The sequence below is a fragment of the Geminocystis sp. NIES-3709 genome (assembly GCF_001548115.1).
Lineage (GTDB): Bacteria > Cyanobacteriota > Cyanobacteriia > Cyanobacteriales > Cyanobacteriaceae > Geminocystis.
Genome location: NZ_AP014821.1, coordinates 2,930,568 through 2,956,413, shown reverse-complemented (window position 1 = coordinate 2,956,413; position 25,846 = coordinate 2,930,568). Strand labels below are relative to the sequence as shown.

At 31.9% G+C, this 25,846-nt stretch carries 24 protein-coding genes, 1 tRNA gene, 3 pseudogenes and 1 CRISPR repeat array; of the genes and pseudogenes, 14 read left to right on the top strand and 14 right to left on the bottom strand.

What is annotated here, in order from left to right; genetic code table 11:
• Window positions 1-133 precede the first annotated feature (133 nt).
• Both GM3709_RS12675 and GM3709_RS12670 read left to right on the top strand, forming a co-directional pair.
• Window positions 134-1,789: a glycosyltransferase gene (locus tag GM3709_RS12675; protein ID WP_066119850.1), complete on the top strand. Its 1,656-nt coding sequence runs from the start codon at window positions 134-136 to the stop codon at window positions 1,787-1,789.
• A gap of 137 nt (window positions 1,790-1,926) precedes the next feature.
• Complete coding sequence (locus GM3709_RS12670) at window positions 1,927-3,357, top strand: hypothetical protein (protein ID WP_066119847.1); 1,431 nt, start codon at window positions 1,927-1,929, stop codon at window positions 3,355-3,357.
• 103 nt (window positions 3,358-3,460) lie between these two features.
• Here the strand turns inward: GM3709_RS12670 and GM3709_RS12665 are convergent, their stop codons facing one another.
• Entirely contained in the window at window positions 3,461-4,474 is a 1,014-nt protein-coding gene (locus GM3709_RS12665; RefSeq protein WP_066119845.1) for a type I glyceraldehyde-3-phosphate dehydrogenase, read from the bottom strand.
• Window positions 4,475-4,737: 263 nt separating this feature from the next.
• Between GM3709_RS12665 and GM3709_RS12660 the strand changes: the two genes are divergently transcribed.
• The 4 genes and pseudogenes from GM3709_RS12660 to GM3709_RS12640 all read left to right on the top strand — a co-directional run bounded on the left by GM3709_RS12660 (window position 4,738) and on the right by GM3709_RS12640 (window position 7,770).
• On the top strand, window positions 4,738-5,397 hold the full coding sequence (locus GM3709_RS12660) for a TetR/AcrR family transcriptional regulator (protein ID WP_066119843.1): 660 nt from the start codon (window positions 4,738-4,740) through the stop codon (window positions 5,395-5,397).
• 183 nt (window positions 5,398-5,580) lie between these two features.
• Window positions 5,581-6,303 (top strand): hypothetical protein, encoded by a 723-nt coding sequence (locus GM3709_RS12655; protein WP_066119841.1) that lies wholly within the window; start codon window positions 5,581-5,583, stop codon window positions 6,301-6,303.
• 16 nt (window positions 6,304-6,319) lie between these two features.
• Window positions 6,320-7,477, top strand: a pseudogene (locus tag GM3709_RS19210) (IS630 family transposase).
• Window positions 7,478-7,512: 35 nt separating this feature from the next.
• Entirely contained in the window at window positions 7,513-7,770 is a 258-nt protein-coding gene (locus GM3709_RS12640; RefSeq protein ID WP_144439443.1) for a glycosyltransferase family 4 protein, read from the top strand.
• 147 nt (window positions 7,771-7,917) lie between these two features.
• Here the strand turns inward: GM3709_RS12640 and GM3709_RS12635 are convergent.
• The 4 genes and pseudogenes from GM3709_RS12635 to rpsP form a co-directional block, all read right to left on the bottom strand.
• A pseudogene (locus GM3709_RS12635) lies at window positions 7,918-9,030 on the bottom strand (IS630 family transposase).
• Window positions 9,031-9,355: 325 nt separating this feature from the next.
• Window positions 9,356-10,203, bottom strand: a pseudogene (locus GM3709_RS19795) (IS630 family transposase).
• Window positions 10,204-10,416: 213 nt separating this feature from the next.
• Window positions 10,417-10,818, bottom strand: coding sequence for a KH domain-containing protein (locus tag GM3709_RS12620; protein ID WP_066119835.1), 402 nt, complete (start codon window positions 10,816-10,818; stop codon window positions 10,417-10,419).
• Complete coding sequence (rpsP, locus tag GM3709_RS12615; RefSeq protein WP_066119833.1) at window positions 10,811-11,059, bottom strand: 30S ribosomal protein S16; 249 nt, start codon at window positions 11,057-11,059, stop codon at window positions 10,811-10,813. Before rpsP ends, GM3709_RS12620 begins: the two co-directional genes overlap by 8 nt.
• 509 nt (window positions 11,060-11,568) lie before the next feature.
• Here rpsP and GM3709_RS12610 point away from each other — a divergent pair.
• Window positions 11,569-12,822, top strand: coding sequence for an ankyrin repeat domain-containing protein (locus GM3709_RS12610; RefSeq protein WP_066119831.1), 1,254 nt, complete (start codon window positions 11,569-11,571; stop codon window positions 12,820-12,822).
• A gap of 4 nt (window positions 12,823-12,826) precedes the next feature.
• Here GM3709_RS12610 and GM3709_RS12605 read toward each other — a convergent pair.
• A tRNA-His gene (locus tag GM3709_RS12605) sits at window positions 12,827-12,899 on the bottom strand.
• Window positions 12,900-12,964: 65 nt separating this feature from the next.
• On the opposite strand from GM3709_RS12605, the gene GM3709_RS12600 reads away from it, so the two are divergent.
• The 3 genes from GM3709_RS12600 (at window position 12,965) to psbA (ending at window position 15,212) form a co-directional block, all read left to right on the top strand.
• Window positions 12,965-13,363 (top strand): DUF4359 domain-containing protein, encoded by a 399-nt coding sequence (locus tag GM3709_RS12600; RefSeq protein ID WP_066119829.1) that lies wholly within the window; start codon window positions 12,965-12,967, stop codon window positions 13,361-13,363.
• Window positions 13,364-13,393: 30 nt separating this feature from the next.
• Window positions 13,394-13,795 (top strand): phosphomannose isomerase type II C-terminal cupin domain, encoded by a 402-nt coding sequence (locus GM3709_RS12595; RefSeq protein ID WP_066119827.1) that lies wholly within the window; start codon window positions 13,394-13,396, stop codon window positions 13,793-13,795.
• Between the two features lie 349 nt (window positions 13,796-14,144).
• Window positions 14,145-15,212 carry a photosystem II q(b) protein gene (gene psbA / locus GM3709_RS12590; protein ID WP_066119825.1) on the top strand — a complete coding sequence of 356 codons (1,068 nt, stop codon included), beginning with the start codon at window positions 14,145-14,147 and terminating at the stop codon, window positions 15,210-15,212.
• 487 nt (window positions 15,213-15,699) lie between these two features.
• Here the strand turns inward: psbA and GM3709_RS12585 are convergent, their stop codons facing one another.
• Window positions 15,700-17,505, bottom strand: coding sequence for an aspartate kinase (locus GM3709_RS12585; RefSeq protein ID WP_066119823.1), 1,806 nt, complete (start codon window positions 17,503-17,505; stop codon window positions 15,700-15,702).
• Window positions 17,506-17,759: 254 nt separating this feature from the next.
• Window positions 17,760-18,209, bottom strand: a complete 450-nt coding sequence (locus GM3709_RS12580; protein WP_066121917.1) for a SufE family protein — start codon at window positions 18,207-18,209, stop codon at window positions 17,760-17,762.
• 82 nt (window positions 18,210-18,291) lie between these two features.
• On the opposite strand from GM3709_RS12580, the gene GM3709_RS12575 reads away from it, so the two are divergent.
• On the top strand, window positions 18,292-18,720 hold the full coding sequence (locus tag GM3709_RS12575; protein ID WP_231937561.1) for a hypothetical protein: 429 nt from the start codon (window positions 18,292-18,294) through the stop codon (window positions 18,718-18,720).
• A 221-nt stretch (window positions 18,721-18,941) separates the two neighbouring features.
• Here GM3709_RS12575 and purD read toward each other — a convergent pair whose 3' ends face one another.
• The 3 genes from purD to cas4 all read right to left on the bottom strand — a co-directional run bounded on the left by purD (window position 18,942) and on the right by cas4 (window position 21,918).
• Window positions 18,942-20,201: a phosphoribosylamine--glycine ligase gene (gene purD, locus GM3709_RS12570; protein WP_066119821.1), complete on the bottom strand. Its 1,260-nt coding sequence runs from the start codon at window positions 20,199-20,201 to the stop codon at window positions 18,942-18,944.
• A 232-nt stretch (window positions 20,202-20,433) separates the two neighbouring features.
• Window positions 20,434-20,747: direct repeats of the CRISPR family, unit length 27 nt; unit sequence CTAGTAGGTATTTATTATAGTTTAGAC.
• Window positions 20,748-20,776: 29 nt separating this feature from the next.
• A complete protein-coding gene (cas1, locus tag GM3709_RS12565) occupies window positions 20,777-21,259 on the bottom strand; it encodes a CRISPR-associated endonuclease Cas1 (RefSeq protein ID WP_082712999.1) in 483 nt (160 codons plus the stop codon).
• 74 nt (window positions 21,260-21,333) lie between these two features.
• Window positions 21,334-21,918, bottom strand: coding sequence for a CRISPR-associated protein Cas4 (gene cas4 / locus GM3709_RS12560; protein WP_066119819.1), 585 nt, complete (start codon window positions 21,916-21,918; stop codon window positions 21,334-21,336).
• Window positions 21,919-21,976: 58 nt separating this feature from the next.
• Between cas4 and GM3709_RS21690 the strand changes: the two genes are divergently transcribed.
• From GM3709_RS21690 to GM3709_RS12550, 3 genes are read left to right on the top strand one after another with little or no spacing between them, the layout of a single operon-like run.
• Window positions 21,977-22,108 carry a hypothetical protein gene (locus tag GM3709_RS21690; RefSeq protein WP_255359661.1) on the top strand — a complete coding sequence of 44 codons (132 nt, stop codon included), beginning with the start codon at window positions 21,977-21,979 and terminating at the stop codon, window positions 22,106-22,108.
• Window positions 22,105-22,308, top strand: coding sequence for a hypothetical protein (locus GM3709_RS21465; protein WP_231937560.1), 204 nt, complete (start codon window positions 22,105-22,107; stop codon window positions 22,306-22,308). The genes GM3709_RS21690 and GM3709_RS21465 overlap by 4 nt, the downstream gene beginning before the upstream one ends.
• 58 nt (window positions 22,309-22,366) lie before the next feature.
• The gene (locus GM3709_RS12550) at window positions 22,367-23,632 is read left to right on the top strand and encodes an IS701 family transposase (RefSeq protein ID WP_066115324.1); all 1,266 of its coding nucleotides are present in this window, start codon (window positions 22,367-22,369) and stop codon (window positions 23,630-23,632) included.
• 164 nt (window positions 23,633-23,796) lie between these two features.
• Here the strand turns inward: GM3709_RS12550 and cas6 are convergent, their stop codons facing one another.
• The 3 genes from cas6 to GM3709_RS12535 are packed head-to-tail and all read right to left on the bottom strand — an operon-like array spanning window position 23,797 to window position 25,835.
• Window positions 23,797-24,612 (bottom strand): CRISPR-associated endoribonuclease Cas6, encoded by an 816-nt coding sequence (cas6, locus tag GM3709_RS12545; RefSeq protein WP_066119817.1) that lies wholly within the window; start codon window positions 24,610-24,612, stop codon window positions 23,797-23,799.
• Window positions 24,613-24,632: 20 nt separating this feature from the next.
• Window positions 24,633-25,202, bottom strand: coding sequence for a Uma2 family endonuclease (locus GM3709_RS12540; RefSeq protein WP_066119815.1), 570 nt, complete (start codon window positions 25,200-25,202; stop codon window positions 24,633-24,635).
• 27 nt (window positions 25,203-25,229) lie between these two features.
• Window positions 25,230-25,835: a hypothetical protein gene (locus tag GM3709_RS12535; RefSeq protein ID WP_173645717.1), complete on the bottom strand. Its 606-nt coding sequence runs from the start codon at window positions 25,833-25,835 to the stop codon at window positions 25,230-25,232.
• Window positions 25,836-25,846: the final 11 nt, after the last annotated feature.

Genomic DNA, 25,846 nt, shown 5'->3' with positions numbered 1-25,846 from the left:
ATTTTGTTAACAATACTTAATTATCTCACATCTTCATGACTATTTAGTAAATATCAATCCTTAAAACAGGTGTGCTTTATGGGAAAATACTTGTAAATTCATCGTTACTGATTTTATTACTAGAAATAACTGCATGAAAAATATTTTAGTGGTTTCCCATTCAGACTTCCCCATGAATAGTGCGGTTCATGTTCATCATTTTGCAAATGAGTTGATAAAATTAGGGTTAGACTGTGTAGTAGCAGTACCATTAAATCAAAATAGTGTTTCTTCTCTCAAAGATAATCTTTATAAAGTGACTTGTTATAGTGATATTGATAATCTTTGTAGTTATTTTAGCAATAATCAACCACCTGATATAGTCCATTGTTGGACGCCAAGAGAACATATTAGACTATATTGTTACCACTTATCTCAATTTTATGAGTTTAATTTAGTTATTCATTTAGAAGATAGCGAAGAATCTATTATTGAAAGATTTTTTAAAATACCAATTAAAAATTGGACATCAGAAAACGATCGAATTTTACCCTATAATCTCTCCCATCCTAGAAAATATCGAGAATTTTTATCCACAGCAGACGGTGTAACGGTAATTATTGATAAGCTACAGGAGTTTATTCCCGTCTCTATTCCTACTATCACTCTTTATCCGGGAGTTGATACCCAAGAATTTTTTCCTCGTCAAAAAAATATCTCTTTATTAAAAGAATTAGAAATTCCAGAAAATACGACAATACTCGTTTATACAGGTATTGTACATCCTACCAACTTAGAAGAAGTTAGAAGTCTTTATTTAGCCATAGGAAAACTTAATTTAGCGGGAAAACCAACAGTATTAATTCGGACAGGAGTAGATAACAACTTACCATTGTTAGAAGATAATGAAGTATGGATCAAAGAATATATTATTGAATTAGGATGGGTAGAAAGACAAAAAATTCCTGATATTCTAGCCTTAGCAGATGTATTAATACAACCGGGTAAATCAGATGATTTTAATGACTATCGTTTTCCCTCAAAAATACCCGAATTTTTAGCAATGGGAAAACCAATTATTCTTCCTGAAACTAATATAGGAAAAGTTTTAACTCACAAAGAAAACGCTTTTATTTTACCGAAAGTCGATGAAAATTCTTTACCGTCAGCCATTGATTTATTAATGAATGATTTAAAATTAGCAGAAAAATTATCTATAGAAGGGATAAAATTTACTCATAACTATCTTAATTGGCAGAAGAATACTAAAAATTTATATCATTTTTATCAAACTTTATATAGCCAAAAAAAATTATTAAGTTTCAAAAAAAATATTTCTAAAAGATTGGAATACTATCAACAAGACTTGAATAATAACTCGTGGAATAACTTACAATTATTACTTTTAAAAGAGAGTTGTAAAAAAAATCAAATAAATATAAAATACTTAGAAGAAGTTAATCAAAATAATGCGTTAAAAATTAATAATTTAGAAAATGAAAAAAAATATTTGCAACAAGAATTAAATAATAAAAATAATCAACTTATTTCCAAAGATGAAAATCTCTTTGATTTACAAAATATTGTACAAAAGTCTAGCATAGAACTGCAGGAGTTAGAACAAATAAAAAATAAAGACATAATTTCTCTACAACAAAAATTAGAAAAATCTACCATAGAATTACAAGAATTAGAACAAGTAAATTATCTTTTAATGGAAGAAATTAAGGCAATGAAAAGTAGTAAATTTTGGCAAATCAGAAATAAATGGTTTATTTTTAAACGTTTTTTAGGTTTAGGTAATTCTTAATGTTATCTTTACTTTTTTTGATTATCAAATTTTAAGAGATTATCATTATTTCCTCTCTTTTTTGACAATATCAAATAGTTTTATTTTTAAAAGACATTTTTGAAAGATTTAACAGAACTTATTTACCATTAATATATATGAAAAAAAACTCGATCGAAACAACCCATATTTTTACCAGTTGCACGAATAATTATCTTCCTAAAGCAAGAGTATTAGGTAAAACCCTCAAAAAATTTCACCCGAATATCAAATTTCACTTAGTTTTATCAGATATTATTCATCATAGTATTAATTTAGAAAATGAACCTTTTGATTCGATTATTACCCTTGAAGAATTACCAATTCCCAACTTAAAACAATGGATTTTCAAACATTCTTTAGTAGAAATGTGTACTGCCGTTAAGGGTTTAGGATTTTTAGAAATAATTAAACGTTATAATTGTGATAATGTGATATTTTTTGATCCAGATATTGCTATTTTTTATCCTTTAGATGAACTTTTAGATAATTTTAATCAGAATGATATTTTATTAACTCCTCATCAATTAAACCCAGAAAATTTGAAAGATGCTGTTATTGATAATGAAATTTGTTTTTTAAAATATGGTACTTTTAATTTAGGATTTTTAGGCGTAAAAAATTCAGAAGAAGGAATCAAATTTTTGCATTGGTGGTCATCTCGTTGCCTTAATTTTTGTTATGATGATCCATCTAGGGGATTATATACTGATCAACGATGGATTGACCTTGTACCGTCTTTTTTCTCTGATATAACTATCCTAAAGCATCCGGGTTATAACGTTGCTAATTGGAATCTTACTAATCGTCATGTTACAGGGGATATTAGCAACAAAATATTTGTAGAGAATCAACCTTTATGTTTTTATCATTTTTCTGGTTCTCAGGGTATTATGCCTCAAAAATATGATCTCATCAATCCCTCGATCGAATCCTTATTGAAATGGTATGAAGATGAGTGCGCAACAATGGGAGAAAAAGAGTTTAGTAAAATATCCTGTTTTTATGATTATTTTGATAATGGAGAATTAATAAAAAAAGAAGAAAGATTACTATATCGGGAGAGAATTGATTTACAACAAAATTATCCAAATCCTTTTGACACTAAAAATAGTGAAGATTGTTACTATAATTGGTATCGAAATTATGAAAATGAAAAACAAAAAATAGAGTCAGAAAAGAATAATCGTTTATATGCTTTAGAATGGCATTTTGAAGATAAAAGTAAACAAATCAATGATTTACAACAACAATTAGATGAAAAAAATAACCGTTTATATGCCTTAGAATGGCATTTTGAAGATAAAACTAAACAATTAAATGAAAAAAACGATCGTTTATATGCTTTAGAATGGCACTTTGAAGATAAAAGTAAACAAATCCATGATTTACAACAACAATTAGACGAAAAAACCTACAAAATACATAATTTACAAGAACAATTAGATAAAATATTAGGTTTAATTGAAGAGATAGAAAGCAGTAAATTTTGGAAATTGCGTCAACGTTGGTTTACTTTCAGAAAAATTTTTACTCTTAAGAAAAATTAAAGATTATATAGCAATCCTAAATTATAAGTATTTCTCTAACTTTTCTCCTAACTCCTTTCTCCTCTCTCCTCTTTATAGGTGGGCATTGCCCACCCTCGAGTTATTATTTCCAGTTAGAAGCAACGATTTCTGCTAAGTCAACAACTCTTTGAGAATAACCCCATTCGTTGTCATACCAAGCGACAACTTTAACCATGTCTCCAGCCATTACCATTGTTAAGTTAGCATCTACGATCGAAGATACGTTAGTACCACGATAATCAGAAGAAACTAAGGGTAATTCGTTATAGCCTAAAATACCTTTTAATTCGCCTTCAGAAGCCTCTTTAAGTACTTGGTTAACTTGTTCTGCGATCGTACTTTTTTCAACTTGTACAACTAAATCCACGATGGAAACGTTAGGAGTGGGTACACGCAAAGCGATACCATTTAATTTACCTTTTAACTCCGGTAATACTAAAGCAACAGCTTGAGCCGCACCAGTGCTAGTTGGTACAATATTGATAGCCGCCGCCCGTGCACGACGTAAATCACGGTGACTAGCATCTAATAATCTTTGATCTCCAGTATAACTGTGAGTAGTGGTCATAGTACCTTTGATAATGCCAAAATTCTCATGAAGTACTTTTGCGATCGGAGCTAAACAATTGGTAGTACAACTAGCATTACTGACTACATTGTATTTGTCATGAGAATATTCTTTATCGTTAACACCGACAACGTAAGTACCAACTCCAGCACCTTTACCGGGGGCAGTGATTAAAACTTTTTTAGCACCAGCTTGGATGTGTTTAGATGCACCCTCATCGGTAACAAATACCCCGGTTGACTCGATAATTAAATCCACACCCCAATCAGCCCAAGGTAAATTAAGAGGATTACGATCGGATACACATTTAATAGTTTTACCGTTAACGGTAATAGAATTTTCATCAGCTTTAATATCAGCATCAAAAATCCCTAACATAGAATCATATCGGAGTAAGTGAGCATTAGTTTTAGGATCAGAGGTGTCGTTAATACCAACGACTTCTAAACCACTATTTTCACGACCGAACCAACAACGTAAAAAGTTACGACCAATACGCCCAAAACCATTAATAGCTACTCTAACCACAGTTTATTTCCTCTGTTATTTAAACTAAATAAAGTAAATTTTTCTAATGTGCCTAATCATATCGTAAAGATTGTACAGTTTCATACCCATTTTTTGATTTTTTTTGCTAGGGTTTTGTATATATGCAATAAACAGTTGGACTTACAGTTAAAAATTTTCGTCTCTCAATTCTTAAGCAATGCCAATTTTTCCATATACTTAAGGTTTTACTCAATAAATACAAAATTTTGATCACTGTTGTGAATTTTTGATTTTCCATTAATATGCCTTCACAAACTTTTTTTAATTTACCTCAGACAAAACAAAAGATTATTATTGAAAAAGCGATCGCTGAGTTTGCTAATCATAGTTATGAATCTGCATCCATTTCCCACATTGTGAGTGAAGCGAAAATTGCTAAAGGCAGTTTTTATCAGTATTTTGAAGGGAAACAAGATTTATATTTATATTTAGTTGATTTAGGAATTGCACAGCAAAAATCCTTCATTGAAAATGCCAATTTACCAAAGATTAAAGATGGATTTTTTGTTTATTTACGGGCATTATTTCAAGTAAGTATCCATTTCCAACTAACGAATCCAGAATTAGCCCAAATTTTGTTTCGAGGGCCTCATCATGGTGATATACCTTTTAGAGAAGAAGTTTTTCGTCGTACTAAAACCGTTTCAACCACATTTATTAAACAACGTATTCAAGAAGCGATCGAACTTAATCAACTACCCAAATATCTGAATCCCGACATTGCCGCTTTTATGATTATCACTATTGCTACTGAAATGAGACAATTTATACCCTTACATTTGCAACTAAAAATGAATCCCTTAATAAAAGAAGGCCCTGAAATTAATGTAAAAACGATCGAGCAGATTATAGATGATTTTGTCAAAATCTTAGAACAAGGTATCGGAGGAAGAAAAGATTAAAAACCTAACCCAATAGTCCATAATTATATCTCCAGATAAACTGATAAATTTTTATATACTTTTTAAAGGTAATGAAATGTGATAATTTAGATAAATAAAACAAAAAATATTTGACTATTTTTAATCAGTCAATTAATCTATCTGCAATTTGTGATTTGTTCATATAATAAATATTCATTTCCTGTGTTCCTTTTAAAAAAATCTTCTCAAAAAATAATTAGTTCAAGTTCGTGCTTAGACTTTCCTTTTCGCAATTTTGTCTTTATTAGTTCTTGTCCTGAATCTTGGGGAGGCAGTGAAGAACTTTGGTCTCAAACTGCTATTTATCTACATCAAAAAAATCATCAAGTTAAGGTTTTTAAAACCTATATTGATCATAAACACAGAAAAATTCAACAATTAGAGGAATTGGGAATTGACATTTCAGATATTTACAAATTAGGTTTAAAACGAATTCCAAAACTGATAAAAAAATTACAGTCTTATATATCTTTGCCGAATTTTTTTGCTCATAAATCAATAGTTGAAGTAATTAATAAAAGTAATTTATATACATGTAAAATATATAAATCTTTACGAATACAAGATTATCTATCACTATTTTTTCTTCAACGTTCTCTAGTCTCAATAAAACCAAATTTAGTCTTGATTTGTCAAGGAGAAAACTTTGATGGTTTTATTTACATCTGTTTATGTAAATTACTCGGTTTAAACTATGCTATTCTTTCTCAAAAAGCCTCAGATCATATTTGGCCTTCTGATGAAATTCTTTCCTTACTAATAAAAGGTTATCAGAATGCTAGTTATAGTTTTTTTGTATCAAAGCATAATTTAAAATTAACACAATCTCAATTAGGTAAGCTAAGACGCATTGATTTGGTATATAATTTAAGTCAGAAAAGATAAAACTTAGGTGTGATTTATGCCTTCTAAAAATTTTTTGTCAGAGGAAGAAAGAAAGTATCTACAAGATGCTTTAAAAATAGAAAAGAGATCGGAAGTCAGGGAAAGAATTTTAATATTTTTATTAGAGAATGATGGTAAAAATTATTAAGAAATAGCAGTTTTTTTGGGTTGTTCCCCCAAAACGGTGGCTTACTGGGCAGTTCATGGTAATCCTAATAATGTAGATTCATTGCAAGATAAAAGAAGAAAAGGAAACCAAACAAAAGCAACGGATAAATATATTGAAAGATTATTAGAAGTAGTTGATAAAAATCCTGAAGATTTTGGATATGATTTTGGTCGATGGACGGGGCAAAGATTATCAGAACATTTGGAAAAAGAAACAGGAATTAAATTAAGCAAATCACAAGTAGTGAGGATATTAAAAAGAAAAAAGTATAGTTATATTTGGGGAAAATATAGTTTAGAAGACAAACAAAATCAAGAACAAAGAAAAGCATTTAAAGAAAAATTAGAACATTACATAGAAATAGGTAAAGAGAATCCTGAGTTAGTTCAAGTATGGTTTTGGGATGGGGCGTTTAAAGTGGCGAACTAAATTCGCCACACAGCCCCTCATGAATGTGGTTTTAGTTTAAGGGTGATAAGAAGAAAAACATGGACGAAAAAAGGAAAAAGAAAAAAGGTGAAGGGAGAAAGAAGAAGAGGAAGAGTAAATATCATGGGAGGAATAAGATATTCGGATAAAAAAAGAAGATGTTTTGTAATAAAAAAAGGTGATTCAGAAACGTTTTGTGAACAATTAAAAAAGTTATGGGAAGAAATAAAAAATGAATGGGTAAGTAAGGGAAATGATGAAAAAGATTTTAAAGAATGTGGTCCGAAAATAATCATAATATTAGACAACGCAAGTTTCCATAAAAAAAAGGAAATAGTAGAAAAAATAGAAAAAAATCTACCGAATATAAGACTAGAATATTTACCGGTATATAGTCCAGATTATAACTTAATAGAATTAGTGTGGCATTCGGCAAAGGAATATATAGCTTATAGAAACTTTGAAAATAAAGAACAGCTAGAAAAAACAGTAAATTACTTATTAAATGAAGGAGGTTTAGTAATTAATTGGAGTAAAAAATTTAAGAATAAGGATGAATTAATTAATGTAAGTTAAATGCGTCTTAGCTTATTAAACTACCACTATCTGAAGTGGTGAAAAATCCCTATCAAGGCATAATCCCCGAACCTTTATGTTATCCCCAAGATGATGGATATTTTAAATTAGCTTGTGTTGCTCGTTTATGGATATTAGATAAAGGACAAGATATTTTATTAAATGTTTTAGCACAAGATAAATGGCGAGAAAGAAATCTCAAAGTATCCTTTTTTGGTAGCGGAAATAATTATGATGGTTTAGTCAATATGGCAGAACTTTTACAATTAGAAAATGTTAGTTTTCTAAGCTAAGACGCATTTAATCTTCCTTTTTTTAGCTCTAAATCTCTTACTATCAGGGATTCAGGATTGCCAACTAGGTGCGTTTTAGCTTAGGATTCAAAAAAAATATTATTGAAATTTGGCAAGACTATCACGGTTTAATAAGCTAAGACGCATTTAACTTACATTGATTAATTCATCCTTATTCTTAAATTTTTTACTCCAATTAATTACTAAACCTCCTTCATTTAATAAGTAATTTACTGTTTTTTCTAGCTGTTCTTTATTTTCAAAGTTTCTATAAGCTATATATTCCTTTGCCGAATGCCACACTAATTCTATTAAGTTATAATCTGGACTATATACCGGTAAATATTCTAGTCTTATATTCGGTAGATTTTTTTCTATTTTTTCTACTATTTCCTTTTTTTTATGGAAACTTGCGTTGTCTAATATTATGATTATTTTCGGACCACATTCTTTAAAATCTTTTTCATCATTTCCCTTACTTACCCATTCATTTTTTATTTCTTCCCATAACTTTTTTAATTGTTCACAAAACGTTTCTGAATCACCTTTTTTTATTACAAAACATCTTCTTTTTTTATCCGAATATCTTATTCCTCCCATGATATTTACTCTTCCTCTTCTTCTTTCTCCCTTCACCTTTTTTCTTTTTCCTTTTTTCGTCCATGTTTTTCTTCTTATCACCCTTAAACTAAAACCACACTCATCCCAAAACCATACTTGAACTAACTCAGGATTCTCTTTACCTATTTCTATGTAATGTTCTAATTTTTCTTTAAATGCTTTTCTTTGTTCTTGATTTTGTTTGTCTTCTAAACTATATTTTCCCCAAATATAACTATACTTTTTTCTTTTTAATATCCTCACTACTTGTGATTTGCTTAATTTAATTCCTGTTTCTTTTTCCAAATGTTCTGATAATCTTTGCCCCGTCCATCGACCAAAATCATATCCAAAATCTTCAGGATTTTTATCAACTACTTCTAATAATCTTTCAATATATTTATCCGTTGCTTTTGTTTGGTTTCCTTTTCTTCTTTTATCTTGCAATGAATCTACATTATTAGGATTACCATGAACTGCCCAGTAAGCCACCGTTTTGGCGGAACAACCCAAAAAAACTGCTATTTCTTAATAATTTTTACCATCATTCTCTAATAAAAATATTAAAATTCTTTCCCTGACTTCCGATCTCTTTTCTATTTTTAAAGCATCTTGTAGATACTTTCTTTCTTCCTCTGACAAAAAATTTTTAGAAGGCATAAATCACACCTAAGTTTTATCTTTTCTGACTTAAATTATATACCAAATCAATGCGTCTTAGCTTAGTAAGGGTTTTAACCCTAATTCTTTAATACCTAAACCAAGTAGTAATAAATTCATTTTGATTAACTAAACTTTGAAATAGCTTTGTTGCTGATTGATGAAATTTGTCTTTTTGGTTAGCAAGAGCAAGAAAAAACCTTTATTCTTGTGATTCCTACTATAGTTTATATGCAAAAATGGGATGCTCCCGAGAACTCAGATAAATTAGTAGAAAAATGAGTAACGTTTAAGGATATAGTCATTAAAAATAAGAATGAGACACTTAACTGTCACAATAACTGCGGATTATTTCATCTAAACTAATATCTTCTTTACTATACATTCTTGCCCTTTTTAATGCACTAAAATCATGTTCAATATCATTAAAGTCAGGAGAATAAGTTGGCAAAAATATCACTTGATGCCCTGCATTTTCTACTAACTCTTTTATTTTATTTTTTCTATGAATTGGTGCATTATCCATGATCAGTATTGAAAATTCTTTCAGGGATGGTAATAAATATTTTACAAGCCACACTTCAAAACTTTCTGCATTTAAACTTCCCCTGAAAATCATTGGTGCAATAAAGTCTCTTTCTTTTTTTCTTCTTCCTGCTACTAAACTTTCTCTTTTTCCTCGTTTTCCTTGCTTATTTCCATAAATTTTTTTCCCTTTTTTTGACCATCCATAAATACAACTACTTTTTTCTTCAAACCCAGATTCGTCAATAAATACAAGACTTTTGATGCCATGTTTTTTTACTAATTCTCTTATTGTTATTAAGTATTTTATTCTCTCTGTACTATTTCTCTCTCTATAGCGTAACTGTTTTTTTTTCTAGTAATCTTCATTCTTTTAAAAGCATAAGATATAGCGGGAACTGTTACTCCAAACTTGTTTGCTCTCTCAATTAATTTATCATCGGGATTTTCTATCACATCACGGTATAATGCTGACCAATTTAATTTGCGATGTCGATATTTCACGATAGTTGGTTTTAAATTTTCTCTGGTTAACCAGCGATATATTGAAGCTCTTGATACCCCGAAAATTCTACTTGCTTTAGTTACACTACCTTTATTCTCTACATAGTCAATAACCTTTTCTCTCAATTCTAAATTATGATACATTATAGTATTAGTAAAATCTGAATATTTGTTGATTTTAATTCTATCACTAACTGTCTCAGTGTTATTTTAAATAACTATAATTAAATTGAGGAACGCCCGATCGCACAAAAAAACGCCACAATATCAGTTTAATCCGAAATATCGTAGCGTTGTTTTTCGATCGTCAAATCCTATTCAATGTTGTAATATATAGCTACAAGCAAATACCAGAAATTAGCCCATAGCAGATCTTCTAATAGGACGACGAGAATAATGATCTCCAGAAGGTCTAGGAGCTGAAGACTGACGCACAGGAGGTCTTGAACGTCTTACTCTTGTACGATCTTGATCTTCATAAATTTCTAAGTAAAGAGTATCACCAGCCAATTGAGCGGCAGATTGTAAAACTGTTCTCACCGCTTGAATATTACGTCCACCTCTACCGTAAACCTTTCCTTTTTCATTTTCTTCAAAAGCAAGACGAATCCAGATTCTTTTAGTACTAGATATTTGCTCACAGTCAAAACTCAATAATTCAGGAGATTCCAGTAAAGGCTCAATCAAAAAACGGACTAAACCATCATAATCTGGTGGAAAAGTGGTATTTACAGAAGAATTTAATTCACTATTAAGCATTTACTTGTTCAAATACTTTTGCTTTTACCAAAATACTGCGTACAGTTTCAGTGGGTTGTGCGCCCTGTTTTAATCGGGTAATAATAGCAGGTACATTTAATCTAGTTTCATCATTTCTGGGATTATAAAAACCTAATTCTTCTAATGCCTCTCCATCCCGACGACTACGACTACTCATCGCCACAATACGATAACTCACTTCTCTTTTTTTTCCTAAGCGTTTCAAACGTAATTTAACCATATCAATTTAATTAATTTTTAATTGGACTTTAATGAGTTAAGATTTAATTAATCTATAGCCACTGATTATATGGACAAACACCCTTCAATCAGTTTCTTACGATTCATACCGTAAGAAGTGAACTATACACCCCGATCGAGTTATTAGTTATAAAAACTAAACTGTCCGACTATTTTCTGCTAGTGTATTTCTAGCTAAACTTTTTACATCAACAACTTGTAGTTAGGAAAATATTAACTTTTTTCCTTGTCAACAATCCCAGATTTTAAGGGTGCTATGGCACATTATACCATATTTTGCGATAAAATTGGCAAAGTTTTACAACGTTATCATACGATCGTACTCAAAATTTTTCTCTATTTTTAAGTTCATTTTGATCAATAGTTAAGTTGACTTTAGTTGCAGAATAGATAATGAGCAAGGGCAATGGTGATTATAATTGATAATTTATTGCCTTAAATTGATTTTATTTTTAATTTTTGGGAATGTCTATTACAAATTATAAAATAATGAATCATCCATTCAGTTTACGTTCAGCCATTATCCATAACGATATTCCACAGGTACAAAAATTATTAACATCATCCTTAGAATTGAGTTATGAAGACAAGAATCAAGGCTTAATTTATGCTATACAAAGAGGGTATATGAAAATTGCTCAATTGTTAATTGGCGCCGACGCAGATGTTAACTTTCAAAATCCCCCCCATCAAATGACACCTTTAATGTTTGCTTGTGCCGGAAATCATCAATCCCTGTGTGAATTATTAATCAATCATGGTGCGGATGTTAATATAACTAATGATGACGAAACCTCTGCCCTTATGATTGCCAGTTATCGAGGATATACTCCCATTGTAGAGATGTTGTTAAAAAATAATGCTCACGTTAATCATCAAGATTTAGATGGCGATAATTCTCTTCATTTGGCGATTAAGTCTAATCATTTTGAAGTGGTTAATCTATTAATCAATTCTGGTGCTGATGTATTTTTCGATGATGGTGCGTTGAGTGTGGCGATCGATCAGGATAATATTGAGATGGTCAATTTTTTATTAGAGAAATCCATTAATGTCAATCAAAGTAATAACGATGGGGTAACACCGTTAATGATGGCTTCTGCCCATGGAAATATAGCTATTATGGAAACATTACTAAAAGCAGGGGCAAATGTTAATAATCAAGACAAAGCTGGAGATAGTGCCTTACATTTAGCGGTATTAGAAGGACATTTGGAAATAGTCCAAATTTTGCTAGAAAAAGGAGCAAATCCTAATACGATAAATGAAGAGGGAGATTCACCTTTACTGATTGCTTGTGTACAAGGTTATACAGAAATAGTGGTGGAATTATTAAAGTATGGTGCGAAAGTCAATTTTCATAATGAACAAGATACACCCCTTGGTTTAGCTGTTGTTAATGGCTGGCAAAAAATCGCTATTCATTTACTAAACGCTGGTGCCAATCCTAATACAGTATTAGCAGACGGTAAAACCGTATTAATGAAAGTTTGCGATCATAATAACTTAGAATTAATTTCTCACCTCTTAGAAGCAGGAGCAGATGTTAACCTTGAAGATAGAGGAGGAGGTACAGCATTAATGTGGGCTTCTCATCGAGGCAATTTTGAAGCGGTAACATTATTAGTTAAAGTAGAAGGGATCAAAGTAAATCACAAAAATCATGAGGGATATACTGCCGCTAGTTTAGCTGAATATAATAAATATCCCGAAGTAGCAAAATTTTTGCGACAGTTAAGTTAAATAGGGCGAACGATGGGACTTGAACCCACGAATGGCGGAACCACAATCCACTGCCTTAACCCCTTGGCTACGCTCGCCGTTACGATATTTGATTATAGCATATTATTTATAAAATGATCCAGTGATTATCTCAAAAAATTTTATGAATCCATTACCTCATGAACACAAAAGTCCCTTATCTATTACCTTACTGATAGGAGGCGGTTTATTTCTTGTTTTTGGTTGTTTATTACTATTTACTAATCCTTCTCAAAAAAAATATGAACTATTTGCCGCCGAACAATTAGTTATCTATGCTAAAGAAAATGTTTGTCAGGCAACATCAGGAAACTTGGAAGAAGCCATAAAAAGTCAGGTTTGTAACTTGATGATAGATACAGGCAAAAATCAAATACCGACATTAATTGGCAAAACCACTCAAAAACGTAATTATTTATTACTCAGTATTTATGAGACTAATTTATATCTTTATAATTTCACTACGATCGGGCTACTCAATCAATTTTATGTTATTGGTTTTGAAAAAGTTTATGATCAATAATTAAGTTATTATTTGTGAAAAAAGATCATTATGGGCAATAATCTTAATTCTAACTCTCAAGAATTGTTTGAAAGTGAATATACTAGAACTCCTCCTTGGGGTACTGTCACACTTTTAGAAGACGGAAAAAATTATCGTATCCACAAAATTACGCTCAAACCGGGTCATCATATTAGTACTCAAATGCACTATCATCGAAGTGAACACTGGATAGTAGTAGCAGGAACAGCAAAAGTAATTTTCAATGGAGAAGAAAGGTTATTAATGCCGAAACAATCTACTTATGTACCCATGAATACCCGTCACCGAGTAGAGAATCCGGGAGTTGTACCCCTTGTCATGATAGAAGTTCAAAATGGGGAATATTTAGGGGATGATGATATTATTCGTTTCCCTGATGAGGATGAGGTGGGTGGTAGAATACAAAATTAAGAATTGCCAATGAAAATCTTTAATTTTCCATACATACGAGAATTTAAAATCCCTATTTTATTTAATTAGGGTTGGGTGAAATAGTTTTTCCTTTTATAACGAGGATTTCAGTTATTTTTATAGGGTTGATATAAATGTCTTAGTCTGAGAGGATTTCAAGCAGTTTTTGATTGAAAATTTTTCAAAGTACCGATATTAAACCTTTGATTTTTGGTAAAAATTTGTAAGTCCTTAAAAAAATCTAATTATTACTTGATAGTTTAATTACTATATGGTAATATAAGAATATGGGTAGTTAGATAAATCTCCCGATTCGTACCTCGAAAAAATAATAAGAAATAATAAAACCATGACAACAATCTTACGACAACAACGGCTTTCCTCATGGGAGCAGTTTTGTCAGTGGGTTACTTCTACTAACAACCGCTTATATGTAGGTTGGTTTGGTGTATTAATGATCCCTGCGTTATTAACTGCAACCACTTGTTTCGTTATCGCTTTCATTGCAGCTCCTCCTGTGGATATTGATGGGATTCGTGAACCTATTTCGGGAGCACTTTTATACGGTAATAATATTATTACTGCCGCAGTTGTTCCTAGTTCTAATGCCATCGGATTGCACTTTTATCCTATTTGGGAAGCAGTAACCTTAGACGAATGGTTATATAATGGTGGTCCTTACCAGTTGATTATTTTCCATTTCCTCATCGGTATTTACTGCTATATGGGCAGACAGTGGGAATTGTCTTATCGTTTAGGAATGCGCCCTTGGATTTGTGTTGCTTACAGCGCCCCTGTAGCGGCGGCTACTGCTGTATTATTGGTTTACTCGATCGGACAAGGTTCTTTTTCGGATGGATTACCTTTAGGTATCAGTGGTACATTTAATTTTATGTTTGTTCTTCAAGCAGAACACAATGTATTAATGCACCCATTCCACATGATTGGAGTTGCTGGAGTGTTTGGTGGAGCGTTATTTTCCGCTATGCACGGTTCTTTAGTTACCTCTTCTTTAATCAGAGAAACAACGGAAACTGAATCTCAATCTTTGGGTTACAAATTCGGTCAAGAAGAAGAAACCTATAATATTGTAGCGGCTCACGGTTATTTCGGACGTTTAATTTTTCAATATGCTTCTTTTAATAACAGTCGTGCTTTACACTTTTTCTTGGGTGCTTGGCCTGTTATTGGTATCTGGTTTGCCGCTTTAGCCGTATGTTGTTTTGCTTTTAACCTTAATGGTTTTAATTTCAATCACTCTATCTTAAATAGTGATGGCCGTGTGATCAATAGTTGGGCAGATGTGATCAACCAAGCTAATATCGGTATCGAAGTTATGCACGAGCGCAATGTTCATAATTTTCCCCTCGATTTGGCTTTTGCTGAACCTTTTTCTGCACCTATGATCAACGGTTAATTTCGATCGAGTGCAAGAAGTATTAGCGAAGTATTGATGCAGTTATTTCTTGCATAAAATTCCATATTCTTATGCTAAATTCTGAGTCACTTCTATATACTTTCCTTCTTCTCGATTGATTTATCATTGACATCTTATCATCTTTAATCAAATAAATCAAAGATACTCTCTGAATTATCAGGGGGTATTTTTGTTGTCTATTTTTAATTTAGATCTTATACCTCTATCATAAATTCTCGATGACGAGGGGGAAAAGGGAAGAGGGAAAAGTTACAATAATTTATTTTAAAACTCCTAAAATTGGTTTTTTCCCATTAGATCTAGATTAGTATTATTGTAATTTAGACTTCTTGCAAAATAAAAAATATAATTAATTAAATTGACGCAGTTTATGATTAATCATCATAACTATTGCTTCTTGCTTGTTACCTACATCTTTACCATTCTACTTAGATGCATCCTAGCTTATTACTTTATCAGTAAACATTTATCCTTCTTTGGAGGGTACTTCTAAAGTTGTGTCACCACTTAAACTAAAGGCTGTATGAACTGCTTTTAAGGCTTGAATACCTTGTTCTTGTGCTACCACACAACTAATTTTAATCTCAGAGGTAGTGATCATATAAATATTGATACTCTCTTTGGCTAAAGCCTCAAAAAACTTAGCGGCTACTCCCGGAGATCCAATCATTCCTGATCCGACTATACTTACTTTAGCAATGTTTCGATCGACCACAATCTCTTTAAATTTAATGTCGGATTGTAGTTTATAAAGGGCAGTTTGAGCGTGTTCTGCATCTTGTTGTGCTACGGTAAAAGCAATATCACGCATAGGAATCCCGTTGACTAAACGACACCGTTGAGACTGAATAATCATATCTACGCTAATATTTTCTTCTGCCAATACGGTAAATACTTTTGCCGCCATACCCGGAATATCCGGAACAAACAAAATGGCTAATTGTGCCTGATTTTGATCGAGAGCAACCCCCCTTACTGGTACGAAGTTACTATGATCTTCTTCTTGATTATGGGAAATATTGGAACTACCAATGTCAAAAGCATTACATAAAGAGGCGATCGCTCGATCGCAATCATCTTGATCGACAATACAACTAACTTTTACCTCAGAAGTGGAAATCATTTGAATATTGACTCCTGCTTGTGCCAGAGATTGAAACATTTTGGCGGCAATACCCGGTCTTCCAATCATACCCGCACCCGCAATGGCAATTTTTGCGATTTTTTTCTCGACTAAAATATCTGTATTGCCGTTTTCGTCAAGAATAGGGGCGATGGCCATGGCCACTGATTCCGCATGAGGTAATACTCCCTTTACCACCGTAAAAGCAATATCATTACTGTTTCCTTCGTGAATAGATTGAATAATGAGGTCAACATCGACGTTTTGACGGGCAATTTCTCCAAAAAGTTTTGCCGCAATACCCGGTCGATCAGCGACTCTGAGAAGGGCTATTTTGGCTTGATCTGCATCAAATTCAACCGCATCTACAGCCTTTGTAATTTCTAGCCCGACAAGAGATTTACCTTGATTTGGAGGAGAAATAACCTTCGTACCAGGATCATCAGTCCAACTGGATTTTACCACTAAGGGCATACCAAAATTACGGGCAATTTCCACAGCCCGGGGATGTAAAACCTTTGCACCTAAACTAGCTAACTCTAGCATTTCATCGCTAGTAATTTCTGTCATTAACTTAGCAGAAGGTACAATACGGGGATCTGTGGTTAAAATACCCGGAACATCGGTATATATTTCACAACAATCTGCTTGAAGGGCTACGGCTAAAGCAACGGCTGAAGTATCAGAGCCACCTCTACCAAGAGTAGTAATTTCAAAATCTGCCAAGTTGGTGATCCCCTGAAAACCTGCTACCACAACGACTTTACCCTGTTTTAATTCTCGATTAATACGATCGGGTTTAATCTCTAAAATTCTCGCCTTACTATGATTTGCTTCTGTTACGATACCTACTTGTGCACCTGTGAGGGAAATGGCAGGGTGTCCAATTTCTTGTAGTGCCATACTTAACAAAGAAATAGACACTTGTTCTCCTGTGGAAAGTAACATATCCATTTCTCGGCGAGAGGGATTATTCGAAATTTCTTGGGCTAATTTAACCAAGCTATCGGTAGTTTTACCCATGGCCGAAACTACTACTACGACTTGATTTCCTTCTTTGACAGTACGATCGATTCTCCGAGCTACAGATTTAATGCGATCGGTTGAACCTACTGAACTACCACCATACTTTTGGACAATTAGCACCATTATTCTAAGATTTACTATAAAAATTCCCTGATTAATAGTAACAAAATTTGTCTCGATCGAAACAAAAAAAAGGGAATTAAACTCAAATACATCTTTGTCTCTAATTCATAAATGGTTATTAAAGGTGATGTTTAAATTTTATAATAGAGAATATCAAATTAATAATTGATTAAAACTTTATTAAAATTGATTTATTACCTTTTTTTATTAGTTTATGTATTGATTGATGCAAAATCTGGATTTAAGTTTACGAATCAAGTATTTAGTTCATTATTTTGTGTTAATTGTGCTAAGGCTTGTTGTTGCATCTTCTTAAAAATATTAATAAAACCATTGGCACGAGATGGAGTTAAACTAACTTGTAAACCCGTCTCTTCAATAAAATCAGGAGTTAACTTAATAATTTCTGCCGGAGTTAATCCATTTAAACCTTCAATGAGAAAAGCAACTAATCCTTTAACTAATTGTGCATCAGAGTCACCCTGGTAAAATATTTTATCTTCTTCTAATTTTGAGGTAATATAAACCTGAGAAACACATCCCGATACCTTATTTTCTGGGGTTTTTGCTTCCTCTGCCATAGGTGCTAATTTCTTGGCATACCATAACAACTGCTCATATTTTTGCTTAGGATTGTCCCGACGTTTGAATTTTTCTACTATTTTGTCAAGATTTTGAGGTCTAGTAAAGGAATTAGATAATATCATAAAATTAATAATAATCTGAACATTTTGTGACTACTTCTCGTCTATTGTAATTAATAACTAAATCCAAAGTTTATTAATCATGATTTTTAATTTTATCTTTCCTTACAAATCTCTTTTATTTTGGAGCATAATCACAACCACAATTATTTTAAACATCATACCTTTAAATTCTTTTGCTCAAATTCCTAAGAATCAACAAATTACAGGTACTACTGGAGGAAATAATAATAGTGGAGATTGTGGCTATATTGGAAGTCAACCTAATCATGTTATTAATTTAAACGAACAGGTATATTCATTAAACATAGTAGTTGAAACAAATCAAGGAAAACCAAGCCTTTTAGTTTTAGGGCCAGGAGAGAGCGATCGCTTTTGTATTCTTGGTGAATCTAGTGCTGGTAAATATCCTAAAATGGGGGGAGTATGGGCGGCAGGAAAATATTTAATTTATGTGGGAGATGCCCAAGGGAATAAAAATCCTTTTACCATGAAAATAACTACTAAATAGATATTAGGCAATAGTAAGAATAATTGATTGAAACTGTATTAAAATTCATTCTCCAAACTTTGTTAATTAAATATTTTTGTTCTGATGCAAGATCTCCGTCAAGTAAATATTTTTGTGTTTAATTTTAATACAAAAAATTAAGTTCCTGATTTATAAGTATTTCTCCTAACTCCTAACCTCATCAAAATACTTTTTCAGCAACCCCTATAGTCGATTTTACCTTACAGAATACGATGTCCTATATCTCTGCGGTAGTACATATCTTCAAAACTGATTTTTTCTACGGCAGAATAAGTATCTGCGATCGCACTTTGGAAGTCTTTAGCGATACAAGTAACACCTAAAACTCTACCACCATCGGTAATAATCTCATTTTGCATTAACTTTGTACCGGCGTGAAAGACTGTTGCACCTTGATTTTCAGCGTCAAGAATACCTGTGATTACTTTTCCTTTTTCATAACTACCCGGATAACCTCCGGCCGCTATAACCACACAGACGGCACTTCCTTCATGCCATTCTAAGGGAGGTAAATCCGATAGTTTTTGTTGCGCACAGGCTAATAATACATCTGCTAAAGAAGTTTTTAACATCGGTAATACGGCTTGAGTTTCAGGATCTCCAAAACGACAGTTAAACTCCAATGTTTTAGGAATACCTTCTGGAGTAATCATTAATCCTGCGTATAAAACTCCTCGATAATCGATACCTCGTTTTTGTAATGCCTTTAAGATAGGATCTAACACTTCTTTAGTAATACGATCGTTTAAAATTGAGTTGACGATGGGAGTGGGTGCATAAACTCCCATACCGCCAGTATTAGCACCAGTGTCTCCCTCTCCGATTTGTTTATGATCTTGAGCAGGTATTAAAGGACGAATAGTGATACCATCAGTTAAGGCTAAAACAGAGACTTCTTGTCCTGTTAAAAACTCCTCTACGACTACTTTACTGAAATTTTGGGCAAAAAGTTCATCGATGGCACGAAGAGCTTCATGTTCACTCATTGCCACTACTACCCCCTTCCCAGCCGCTAATCCATCGGCTTTCACGACAATAGGTACGCCTTCTTGATAAATATAATTTTTGGCTTCTTCTTTGTCAGTAAAAGTGGCAGATTTAGCCGTTGGAATACCTCCTTCAATCATTAAATCTTTTGCCCATGATTTACTGGCTTCAATAGTAGCACCTTCTCTATTAGGCCCAAAAACACTGACATTATAAAGTTGTAAATAATCTGTGATGCCTAATGACAATGGCAATTCGGGGCCGACTACTACTAAGTCGATCGAGTTTTCTTGTATTAACTTTAATATACTTTCAAAATCATCAACGGCGATCGCTACATTTTCACAGTTATTTAATACAGCAGTCCCACCATTACCTGGAGTACAAAAAACCTTTTCAACGGTGTCTGATTGTAACAATTTCCATGCTAAAGCGTGTTCTCTACCACCATTACCGACAACTAAAACTTTCACTCTTGTCTAAAATTCCTATTATGAAAAACATTTTAAATTTTACCTTGAAATGCGAAATCAATGACCTCGTTAAGTCTTACCAAAAAAAATTTGGGAGCATCCCATTTTTGTAAAAATATACAGCTATATAAAAAGTGACAAAAAGAATCAAATCAACTTCTCTGAGTAAATATAGGTTATTTAAAATATATAATTAATTTTGTCTACCTACTTACCTCTTCTGTTTCAATCCCTAGTAGGTATTTATTATAGTTTAGACACTCTTAGGATTTACGATCGCCGTATTATCAGGTGTTTCAATCCCTAGTAGGTATTTATTATAGTTTAGACCCTGTAAATACCTACAATGAAAATATAAAATATCGTTTCAATCCCTAGTAGGTATTTATTATAGTTTAGACTTCCCCTTTCATTCTCTCTAAAACATCTAATATTTCTTCTGATTTCTAGTAGGTATTTATTATAGTTTAGACATAATATGGGATAATCTTCTTCTACTTCAATATCTGGTTCTGATTTCTAGTAGGTATTTATTATAGTTTAGACCATAGTATTCTCCAAAGCCAGTGAACGAATTACCCGCCTTCTAAACCTCTCAAAGAATTAACATTATTTTTAGTATCTAAAGATTTAATTATTTGTTGAATTTGCTCGATCGAGCTTTCTAGTTTTTGATGATACTCTTGACGATTTCTTAACATCATTAAGTTGCGATAATTTTTTAGTTTACCTCGAATAAATCCGTTAACAACATGAATAGCTTTTGGAGAATTTTCTGTTACTGCCCATTGAGCTTTTCTGATGAAAATATTTTTAGTTAATTCTGGTTCTAATCTGCCTAAATATTTCCCAGTACTTGTTAAAAAACTGAGAGGTATTTTGCGAGTTAATAATTCAGAGACAATTGCAGGAGAAAAATTTGCTCGTCCTAAAATTACTAGACCATCTATCTTGATAAAAGGTACGTCTAATAATTGTTTTTTATCAGCTTTAACTTGTAATCTTTCATCAGTTTTACCAATAAAGGCATCATCTTGAGTAATATAAATTGTTCCCATTTTTGTAGTTAATAGTAAATAATTAATAATTAGTTTTTATACCTATAAATCTCTTTTAAAAAAGGAAATTTCTTTTAATTTTCCTCTCGGTAGCGGTTGACTTTGTCGTTGGCTATCGGCAGACAAGCAGAATAAAGGCTACAACCTTTACACTTTTTGCTATAAACTGCTTTTGGTATCTTCCCTGTGTGATTTATTTCTTGAATTGCTTTAATAATTACGATCGCATCTTTTCTTAAATTGTCATCAATCTTTACCTCTTGCCGTTGATGAGTTTGAGCATAATAAATATAACCAGTGTCGATCGTAGTTTTAGTCATTTCTTCGAGACATAAGGCTTGAGCAACAACTTGTAATTCATCATTTACCCATTCGCCTTTCTTCCCTCGCTTATATTCTACGGGATAAAACTGCCCATTTTCTGCTTCAATTAAATCTGCTTTACCGATTAGATTATATTGTTCAGACTTAAGCCAAATTGCCCTAATTTGCCATGTTTCTCCTAAGTTTAAATTACTCATAGTATGGACTCTTTCATGAAGATTTGTACCTTCGATCGTATATTGATTATCTTCAAATTCGTTAGCACAAAACATCCGCCAATAACGATGAGGACAATAAGAATAATGATTTAATGCAGCAATTGATATATCGTTCATAATAGTTGATATTTGATGATAATCTAAGTATTAGAAAATAAAAAATAGGCTTAAATTTATGGGTTTAGTTTTTAGTGAAATTCAATTAAGAAATCTTAGTAAAAGTGATTTGCAACCGATTAAAGTTGAGGCTTTAGCTGATTCTGGGGCTGTACATTTATGTATCCCTGAACATATAAAATATAATTGAAATTGGAGGAAGTCGATCGAAAAGATGTAACATTAGCTGATGGTAATCGTCAATTAATTAGTTATGTAGGATCGATCGAGATTAAATTTAAGAATAGAATTAGTTTTAGTGGTGCTTTAGTCATGGGACATCAAGTTTTATTGGGGGCAATTCCGATGGAAGATATGGATTTAATTATTATTCCTAGTAGCGGTACTTAGACAAAACAATAACAACAATTAAGCTATAATTTTTACATCATATTGCTTTTAGGTCAAAATGAAAGAAATTACTTCTTCATCAATGCCCCCATGTTTCAATCGCTGGTGTGAAAAAATAGACCCAGTCTTAAAAACAAAGGCACAAAAACGAGAGTTTAGAAATTATTTGGGCGGTTTATTAGGAGATTCTCAAAGAAAAAATATAACTCAAATTGCCCATAATAATCTTGATATTACTTATCATAAATTACACCATTTCTTAACAGAGTCCACTTGGAATTATGATGAGGTAAATGATAAAAGATTAGAAATTATTGCATCCTGTCGTCAAACAAAAATTAGTCGATGTTTCTCCTTAATTATAGACGATTCAGGTCATCGTAAAAGTGGAAACTTTACTGACTGTGTGGGAAGACAATATATTGGTGAAATTGGCAAAACTGATAATGGTAATGTTATAGTCACTACTCACATTTATGATGGTGTGAGAAGTTTTCCTTTAGACGTTGAATTATATGAAAAAGCCGAAAATTTCCCTGAAGGAAAAGACGCTCCACAATTTCAGAAAAAACCAGACATTGCCTTTAATTTAATTGAAAAATGTTTAAATCGAAATTATTGTCCCCAAATAATTTTAATGGATGGTGGTTATGGAAACAATACTAATTTATTAGGCAAACTAGAAAAAAAGAATTTAAAATATATAGGAATTATTGCTAAAAATAGATTAGTAAAATTGGTAAAACAAGATTTTATCGAGTCTGAAAAAACCATAGCTGAAATAGCAAAATCATTACCCCAAGATAGTTTTGAAAAAATAAGAATAGGAAAAAATCGAGAAAAAACTCTTTGGGTAGCAACGATAAATATTGAATTATCAGCTTTGTCGGGAATAAAAACTGTAGCTATCGTCATGAATGCAGATACTTTTGAAAATTCCACAGATATTGATTATTTAATGACTAATGAAATAGGAGAAAAAGTGTGTGGAAATTGGATAGTAGAAACTTATACACAAAGAAATTGGATAGAAGTATTTTACCGTGAAATCAAGGGATGGTTAGGGTTATCACAATACCAAGTGAGAAATAAAAGAAGTTTAATGAGACATTTTATCTTGGTATTTTGTGCCTACACTTTTATTCAATGGCATCGTTTGACAGGAGGTTTAAGAAGACAATGGGGGAATAAACCGTTAAATACTTTTGCTGAGGCATTGGAAGCGTTTCGTAATGCTGTGTCTTTTCGCTTTTTTCAATGGTTAAAAGACAATGTGGAAGTATTTAGTTTATATAAAGCTAGTTTAGGGTTTATTTGGGCATAATTTTTGTCTAAGTACCGGTAGTAGAAAATTAGACATTAATCCAAATAGTCCTAATATTGCCACTTCGATTGTTATGTAGAGTTGAAAAACATGATAAAATACCTTTTATTATTAGTAGTTATTTCTTGCAAAGGTGCAAGGACGAAAGAATATTTTTAAAGTTATTAACTAAGTCTTTTAAGTATGCCAAAACCCATAGTAGTTTTTCTTCCTAATCCAGCATAAAAACCATAGTCAGCTAACACATTAATACCTTTAATTGTGGCTCGATCTAGTTCTCCTAAAATTTTATAATTAATATCTCCAATACAACCGATAAATTTAGTATTTTCTTGAATAATAATTTCAGTATTAATATTAAAATAGGAGGGAAATAAAAAATCAAAATTGAGATCATTAAGAGGAATTAGACTATATTTTTGCCAACGTCTTAATAAACTAGAAAAAACTAAATCCGCAGTGGGTAAAAAAACATCATATTTTCCGTGACGAAAAGCTGTAGGAGTGGCTAAGGTTAACTTAATAGTTCGTTCAGTTTCTGAGGCTTCTTCATAAATTTGTTGATAGCTATAAGCATTTGCCCAGTTGTGACTATTTGGACTAGCAAAAACATTGGTAATAAGCAATTCTCCACTACCTAAATGATAAGGTTTTTCTGGGTTTAAATTGAGCCATAATTTCGTTAATTTACTAAATAAACTATCATCTAATAAGGTTATTCTCCACCAACAAGAAGAACTTTTTTTTATATTTTTTTCTTGTTTCCACTGCAATAATTTTTGATCATTTTTTGAGTTATTGACTTGTAAAGGGGACACTGTAAAACTTTTATTAGCTTGAGAATCATGAAAATATTGTGCTAAAGTTCGATCGACTGAATTAACTAGATTTAAAAATAATGCGTGTAAATGTTTTCCTGAAGTATAACCCACCGGAATATCAGAAAGTGGCGTAAATTTTATAACTAAACTATGAGGCATAATTAGTGAATAATTGATATTTAAAGTAAACCAGAATTAGTAAAAATTTGTTGAGGAGTTAAAGTTAAATTATGTAAAAAATTATCTGTTAAACTATCATTATTGCTCTTCGTTTGAGGAGGGGAATCAGGATAAAAAATAGTCACTTTTTTTACTTTTGAATCAATAATCCAAACTCGATCGACTCCAGCATTTAGATAGTCAACGGCCTTTTCACTGAGATTACTAAAAGATTGTTCAGGGGAGATAATTTCTATGACTAATTCAGGGGGAATTTTACAGGCAACATCTTCAAAAGGTACTTGTTTTAAACGTTCATTTGAGATGTATAATAAATCAGGTACAGGACACCAATCTTTACCTTTTCTTTTTAGTACGATCGCCCATTCAATACCAATTTCTCCTTTATTTTCTTGCTTTTGATTCCATTCTTCTAATAAAAAAGATAGGGCTAAAGTAACACGAGAATGAAAACGTTTTGGGGACATTTTAGGTACTGCTTCTCCTTCTATTAATTCATGGGTATAATCGTCATTAGGTAAAGCTAAAAATTCTAATAAAGTCAGTGATTGTTTCAATATAGTTTGCATAATTTTTAAATTTTAGTAGTTATTTAATTAAGATAATGCTTGAACTAAAATACGCATTAAAGGATCTAAATCATCAGGAACTCGGTATAAATCTAAACCTTGTTGGATCTGTTTTTCTTGACGATTTAAACGCCCAAATTGCCAAATATTGCCGGTAGTAATAGCACCTATCAATATTTCTTGATCTCCCATTCTTTCCCATTGATCTAATGCTATTAATTGAGCAGTAAGTTGAGTAAAACCATAGTCTAAATCTCCCTTTTTAGCTTCAATTACTAATAGTTCTTTTTCTTTCTCAATTAGATAATCAAAATAACTTTGTAATTGTTCATTAACTTTGACTGAATACTCAATTCTAACTTCTGATTTTGTATAGTGAATCAAATCAAAAATAATAGGAGAAATTAATATTTCCCTCCTTGCAGTTTCACTATTGAGAGAAACATAGGGTAGAACTTCTTTTATTCTTTCTTTTGTATCATTAATTCGATTTAATTCTCCTTGAAATTGTGGTAAATTAAGTTCATTTCGAGAAAAATTATAACCAAATTCTTCAGCTAAATCTCTCACTTCAATTTTCATGTCAAAGTATTTGCTAAAGGTGTAAGATTGAGTTCGATCGATAATTTTCATGGTTTTTTCTG

Bases quoted from the DNA above. Each gene is read 5' to 3' on its own strand.
- psbA (WP_066119825.1), top strand. From the start codon at position 14,145: ATGACAACAATCTTACGACAACAACGGCTTTCCTCATGGGAGCAGTTT.
- rpsP (WP_066119833.1), bottom strand. From the start codon at position 11,059: ATGGTTAAATTACGTTTGAAACGCTTAGGAAAAAAAAGAGAAGTGAGT.
- GM3709_RS21690 (WP_255359661.1), top strand. From the start codon at position 21,977: ATGGGTTTAGTTTTTAGTGAAATTCAATTAAGAAATCTTAGTAAAAGT.
- GM3709_RS12600 (WP_066119829.1), top strand. From the start codon at position 12,965: ATGAATCCATTACCTCATGAACACAAAAGTCCCTTATCTATTACCTTA.
- GM3709_RS12620 (WP_066119835.1), bottom strand. From the start codon at position 10,818: ATGCTTAATAGTGAATTAAATTCTTCTGTAAATACCACTTTTCCACCA.
- GM3709_RS12670 (WP_066119847.1), top strand. From the start codon at position 1,927: ATGAAAAAAAACTCGATCGAAACAACCCATATTTTTACCAGTTGCACG.
- GM3709_RS12660 (WP_066119843.1), top strand. From the start codon at position 4,738: ATGCCTTCACAAACTTTTTTTAATTTACCTCAGACAAAACAAAAGATT.
- GM3709_RS12535 (WP_173645717.1), bottom strand. From the start codon at position 25,835: ATGAAAATTATCGATCGAACTCAATCTTACACCTTTAGCAAATACTTT.
- cas1 (WP_082712999.1), bottom strand. From the start codon at position 21,259: ATGGGAACAATTTATATTACTCAAGATGATGCCTTTATTGGTAAAACT.
- GM3709_RS12610 (WP_066119831.1), top strand. From the start codon at position 11,569: ATGAATCATCCATTCAGTTTACGTTCAGCCATTATCCATAACGATATT.
- GM3709_RS12595 (WP_066119827.1), top strand. From the start codon at position 13,394: ATGGGCAATAATCTTAATTCTAACTCTCAAGAATTGTTTGAAAGTGAA.
- GM3709_RS12540 (WP_066119815.1), bottom strand. From the start codon at position 25,202: ATGCAAACTATATTGAAACAATCACTGACTTTATTAGAATTTTTAGCT.
- GM3709_RS12675 (WP_066119850.1), top strand. From the start codon at position 134: ATGAAAAATATTTTAGTGGTTTCCCATTCAGACTTCCCCATGAATAGT.
- GM3709_RS12575 (WP_231937561.1), top strand. From the start codon at position 18,292: ATGATTTTTAATTTTATCTTTCCTTACAAATCTCTTTTATTTTGGAGC.
- GM3709_RS12550 (WP_066115324.1), top strand. From the start codon at position 22,367: ATGAAAGAAATTACTTCTTCATCAATGCCCCCATGTTTCAATCGCTGG.
- cas6 (WP_066119817.1), bottom strand. From the start codon at position 24,612: ATGCCTCATAGTTTAGTTATAAAATTTACGCCACTTTCTGATATTCCG.
- cas4 (WP_066119819.1), bottom strand. From the start codon at position 21,918: ATGAACGATATATCAATTGCTGCATTAAATCATTATTCTTATTGTCCT.
- GM3709_RS12585 (WP_066119823.1), bottom strand. From the start codon at position 17,505: ATGGTGCTAATTGTCCAAAAGTATGGTGGTAGTTCAGTAGGTTCAACC.